The organism is Nocardia sp. NPDC002869 (genome assembly GCF_046764065.1).
Classification (GTDB): Bacteria; Actinomycetota; Actinomycetes; order Mycobacteriales; family Mycobacteriaceae; genus Nocardia; species Nocardia rhamnosiphila.
On record NZ_JBKOOL010000270.1, the window covers coordinates 1 to 4,482 of the forward strand.

At 66.8% G+C, this 4,482-nt stretch carries 5 protein-coding genes and 2 pseudogenes; 3 read left to right on the forward strand and 4 right to left on the reverse strand.

The features are described from left to right. Window positions 1–129 precede the first annotated feature (129 nt). Window positions 130–1,368, forward strand: coding sequence for an FAD-dependent monooxygenase (locus ACLML9_RS27890; protein WP_411948294.1), 1,239 nt, complete (start codon window positions 130–132; stop codon window positions 1,366–1,368). 227 nt (window positions 1,369–1,595) lie between these two features. Here the strand turns inward: ACLML9_RS27890 and ACLML9_RS27895 are convergent, their stop codons facing one another. Further along, a complete protein-coding gene (locus ACLML9_RS27895; protein ID WP_411948295.1) occupies window positions 1,596–2,039 on the reverse strand; it encodes an integrase core domain-containing protein in 444 nt (147 codons plus the stop codon). 42 nt (window positions 2,040–2,081) lie between these two features. Between ACLML9_RS27895 and ACLML9_RS27900 the strand changes: the two genes are divergently transcribed. Continuing rightward, the gene (locus tag ACLML9_RS27900) at window positions 2,082–2,237 is read left to right on the forward strand and encodes a hypothetical protein (protein WP_411948296.1); all 156 of its coding nucleotides are present in this window, start codon (window positions 2,082–2,084) and stop codon (window positions 2,235–2,237) included. A gap of 63 nt (window positions 2,238–2,300) precedes the next feature. Here ACLML9_RS27900 and ACLML9_RS27905 read toward each other — a convergent pair whose 3' ends face one another. Both ACLML9_RS27905 and ACLML9_RS27910 read right to left on the reverse strand, forming a co-directional pair. Next, window positions 2,301–2,750 (reverse strand): VOC family protein, encoded by a 450-nt coding sequence (locus tag ACLML9_RS27905; protein WP_411948297.1) that lies wholly within the window; start codon window positions 2,748–2,750, stop codon window positions 2,301–2,303. Window positions 2,751–2,776: 26 nt separating this feature from the next. Then, on the reverse strand, window positions 2,777–4,006 hold the full coding sequence (locus ACLML9_RS27910; RefSeq protein ID WP_411948298.1) for an FAD-dependent monooxygenase: 1,230 nt from the start codon (window positions 4,004–4,006) through the stop codon (window positions 2,777–2,779). A gap of 249 nt (window positions 4,007–4,255) precedes the next feature. On the opposite strand from ACLML9_RS27910, the pseudogene ACLML9_RS27915 reads away from it, so the two are divergent. Next, window positions 4,256–4,336 (forward strand): annotated as a pseudogene (locus ACLML9_RS27915) (hypothetical protein); the annotation flags it as partial. 51 nt (window positions 4,337–4,387) lie between these two features. Here the strand turns inward: ACLML9_RS27915 and ACLML9_RS27920 are convergent. Beyond that, window positions 4,388–4,482, reverse strand: a pseudogene (locus ACLML9_RS27920) (cyclase family protein); the annotation flags it as partial.

Here is a 4,482-nt window from a genome sequence, read left to right on the forward strand (position 1 = left end):
ACCACCAGCATGACCACCCCGTGGCGAACCAGCACGCCGACACACCGCTCACAACCCAAGAATTAGAAAACTAATTCCCGACGCAGGACACTAGAGCCTTCGCCACCCCGAAAGCGGTCGGAGTCGCGAGTGTCGTCAGGACGGAAACGGTTTTGTGGCCGCGCCAGAAGACTTTCGAAGTACCGTCCATATGGTGGGTGGTGGCATCCACGATCATGCATCGTCGTAAGGGAGAAATTGGCCGAAAATATCAGGCGCGCAGGGATAGTCGGCGGCGGAATCGGCGGGCTCACCGCGGCGATCGCGTTGCGAGCGGCTGGTTGGGAGGTGACGGTCTACGAGCAAGCCACCGAGTTCGCCGAGGTCGAAGCCGGGGTCATGCTGACTTCGAACGTGCTGGCCGCCCTCGATCTGATCGGGGTGGGTGAACCCATCCGGGCTCAGGCCATGGCGGACCATATCGGCGGGATCCGTAGCCGGCGCGGGCGCGAACTGGTGTGCGGCCAGGTGCGTGACGTAATCGGCGGCGACGATCTCGTGGTGGTCCATCGCGCCGACCTCCTCGCTGTCCTGGTCGACGCGCTCCCGTCGGAGTGCCTGCGTCCCGGTTCCAGGGTTGTTCGCGTCGACGCGTCCGGAGACATCGAAACCGCCGAGGGCACTATCCAATTCGACCTCGTGGTCGCGGCCGACGGAATGCACAGTCTCACCCGCTGCCAAGTCTGGCCGGAGGTGGGTGCGGTCCGGCACACAGGGATCACCGGCTGGCGATGGATCGTCGACGCTCCGCCGCCGGAGTGGGTGGGCCTGGTGTTGGGGCATCGGGCCGAGTTCGGCATTCTGCCGATGGCGGGCAACCGGATCTACGCCTTCGCGGGCACTCACTCAGGTGTCGAGGGTCTCGACCATTTCAAGGACTGGCCAGAACCCGTGCCGGCCATGGTGGCGGCAGCGGCCCCGCAGCGGGTTCTCAAGAACGAGTTACTCGATATCCGCGTCCCCAAGTCGCTGGCGCGGGGTCGGGTGGCGCTCATCGGCGACGCCGCGCACGGGATGCATCCCACACTCGGGCAAGGTGCCGGGATGACGATCGAGGACGCCGTCACCCTCGCCGCCTATGCACCTGATCTGGCCGCGTATTCCAAGGCCCGGCGGCGCCGGGTCGCCCTCATCAGCTGGCTGTCGGGGTGCGCGACCCTGGTCACCGAACCTACGTCGAGGTTCGTGGCCGCCGCCAGGGACGCTACAGCCGCCCTGGTGCCGAACCGACTGGCCATCCGGGCCGGCAAACTTGGCACGAAGCTGCTGATCACCCGCTGGCGGCCACCAACGATCGCGACCAAATCCCGGCCACCGCATCCCGGATGACATGCCGGTCCTCCCGAGACCGAGAGCCGCGCACCTCAGCTTGCGGCGAGCCGTGTCGTTTTGGGGTTGACGTAGAACTCGCCGAAGATCGGGCGGATATGAAGTCTTGTCGGGCGCTGGCCGGCGGAAGCCGTGAACCGTGGTCAATCGCGCTGCGCCAGTGGCTGACAGCGCGCAAGCAAAAACATGCAATGTGAACCGTCACGGGGAAGGGGCCGGCTTCGGTTTCAGACCAGCGCCGGTCGGCGTGGCAGGTTTTGAGCGTAGTAGGCGGCTTCGTACTCGGCTGGAGACCGGTAGTCCAGCCGCGAATGTAAACGGGCATTGTTGTACCAGTCGCACCACTCCATCAGCGCGTACTCGACCTCGGATAGTGTCTTGAACGGGCCGTGTCGGCGCACGACCTCGGTCTTGAACAAGCCGATGATCGATTCGGCGAGTGCGTTGTCGTAAGCGTCTCCGACCGAACCGATAGATGGTGTAATGCCCTGCAGGGCAATCGATTCGGTGAAGTTGACCGATACGTATTGCAACCGCAGGGTCTCGTGATGCACATCGACCAGCGGGCCGATCGCGCGGGCGGCGGCATAGGCGGATCCGTACTCATCGAGTCGTTCGAGAGCCAGGCGCACGGCCTTCTCACGAACCTCGGGCGGGTAACGCTTCGACATGATGGAGAACATCTTCCTCTAGGAAGAAGCGGTCCCCAACCCGTGACGGTTCACCTGGTCTCCGGTGCGGCGCGCGCCCTGATCGCTCTCGATATCCGGGATCCCGATATCTGGCGTCGCTATGCCCGGCTCGCGCTGGCCGCACTGCGCGCCGAGCCCCCCGCGGTCGAGTCCTTCCCGGGTGAGCCCGGGCCGTGAGCGGCCGGCCCGGGCGCGGAGACCACCGCGCCGGCCGCGGTGCCGCAGGCCCGGACCGGTCGCTCATCGGTCCCGTGCCTCGATCAGGCCCTGGATATCGATCCTGGTCATGGCATGTATCGCGGTGAGGATACGGTCGGCCGCGGCCGGGTCGGCGACCGCCAGCAGGTCCGCGAGCGCGGTAGGGACGACCTGCCAGGTGACCCCGAAGCGATCGGTCAGCGAACCACCCGGCCCCTCCTTCCCGCTCTCGGTGAGGGCCGCCCACGCGGTATCGATTTCCTCCTGGCTCTCGCACTCGAGGTACAGCGAGATGCCACCGCCGAAGGTGAACTGTGGTCCGCCGTTGTGGGCGATACAGCGTTGTCCGCCGAGATCGAAGACGACGGTGACGACACGGCCGTCCGTGTCGCGTTGCCGGTCCAGGATCGCCGAGCCGGCCACCACGCGGGTGTAGAGTTCGGCAGCTTCTTCGGCGTGCCCGTCGAACCACAGGAATGTGCTCGCTTGCATGTTGTTTCTCCTTCGTATCGGGTTTCTCAGTGCGGGGCGGGGGTGCGGTAGTCGTCGAGTTCGATGGTGTCGGCCACCTTCTCCATGCCGCGGCCGACGACGCGCCGCGGCAGGTACCGGAGGGTGCGGATCGCCTGGTTGCGCAGCCAGAGCTGACGGCGCGAGTCCGGCATGAGGCCGCCGTCGCCGGCGCTACGCGCGAATTCTTGGGCGCGGTCCACGAACCGGCGCATCTTCGCCTCGTAGGCGGGGTAGGCCGCCGTGTGGTCGCCGTCGGCCGCGGCGAGTTCGCCCGCCAGGATGTAGGCGCCGACGAGTGCGAGGCTGGTGCCGATACCGGACATCGGCGACGCGCAGTAACCGGCGTCCCCGAGCAGCGCCGTCCGCTGCCGGGACCAGGTGTCGACCTCGATCTGGACCACTCTGTCGAAGTAGAAGTCGGTGGCATCCCGGATGGCGTCGAGCATGCGGGGGACCTCCCACGCGTCCCCTTCGAAGGCACGGACCACGATCCGCTTCTGTTCGTCGATATCGTTCCGGTCGTAGGACAGTGCCGCCGAACGCAGGAAGAACCCGGCCAGTGCGGTGCCGGGCTCGGGCTTCGGATAGAGAGCGGCGGTCCGGCCGGGGCGGCCGTTGCCCGCGGGCACGGTGTACATCAACCGCCAGCCGTCGTGATCCCGCTCGGTGGTGGTGGTGAACAGTGAGATGTAGGAGCCGAGGTCGCGCAGGTAGTGTTGTGTCGGTCCGAATACCAGCTGCCGGACGTTCGAGTGCACCCCGTCCGCGCCGACCAGCAGATCGAACCGCCGGGATGCACCGTGTTCGAAGCCGACCTGGACACCTGTACGGTCCTGTGCGACGGTGCCGATCGCGTCGCCGTAAACGTATTCGACGTCGGCGCGGGTGGTGTCGTAGAGGATCCGGGCGAGATCGGTCCGCAGGAGCGACATCTCGGCCACGGGTCCGCCCGAATCGCCGAACACCTCGGTGCCCATCGTCGCGACCCGGTTGCCCGCCGCGTCGACGAAGGCCATGCCTCGCGCTCCGGTGTTCGCCGCCCGGACCCGGTCGACGATCCCCATCCGCTCGGCCACATGCCGGGCGGTACCGCGGATATCCACCGGGTGGCCACCGGTGCGGGGCGCGGGAGCGCGCTCGACCACGGTCGGGTGGAACCCGTATCTGTGTAGCCAGAACGCCAGGGCCGGCCCGGCGATCCCGGCGCCGGATATGAGAATGCTCCGGTTCTTCATCGCTTCTCCTGCTCTCCCGTCGAGGCCGCCGCTCCGTCCCGGCCCGGTGGTTCCGGGAACAGGGGGGACGGAGACCGTGCGAATGATCGCTGAAACGGTGTACTGATACGGCGAATCGAGCAGCGCAAGAGTAGGTGCAAGTCATTGCTTAGCACCAGTTTTGGCTGAAAATAGTGCACTAGTTCGCGCGTCGGGTGAACTAGTACACTCGGCACGAGACCCGGATAGTGCACACGAAAGAGGAGGGTCATGCCGGCACAGGCGCAGCATCCGGAACCGCCGTATCGGGCGATCGCCGCGCAGCTTCGTACCCGGATCGAAAGTGGCGAACTCCGGCCCGGGGACCGGGTGCCCTCCGTGCGGCAGATCGCCCGGCGGTGGGCCGAGGAAGTAGTGGTGCACCGGGAAGGCGGGGTCGAAACCGCCGGTCAGTCCGGCGTCGACCCCGACGGTTTCCACGCCGAGCCCGGTCAGGC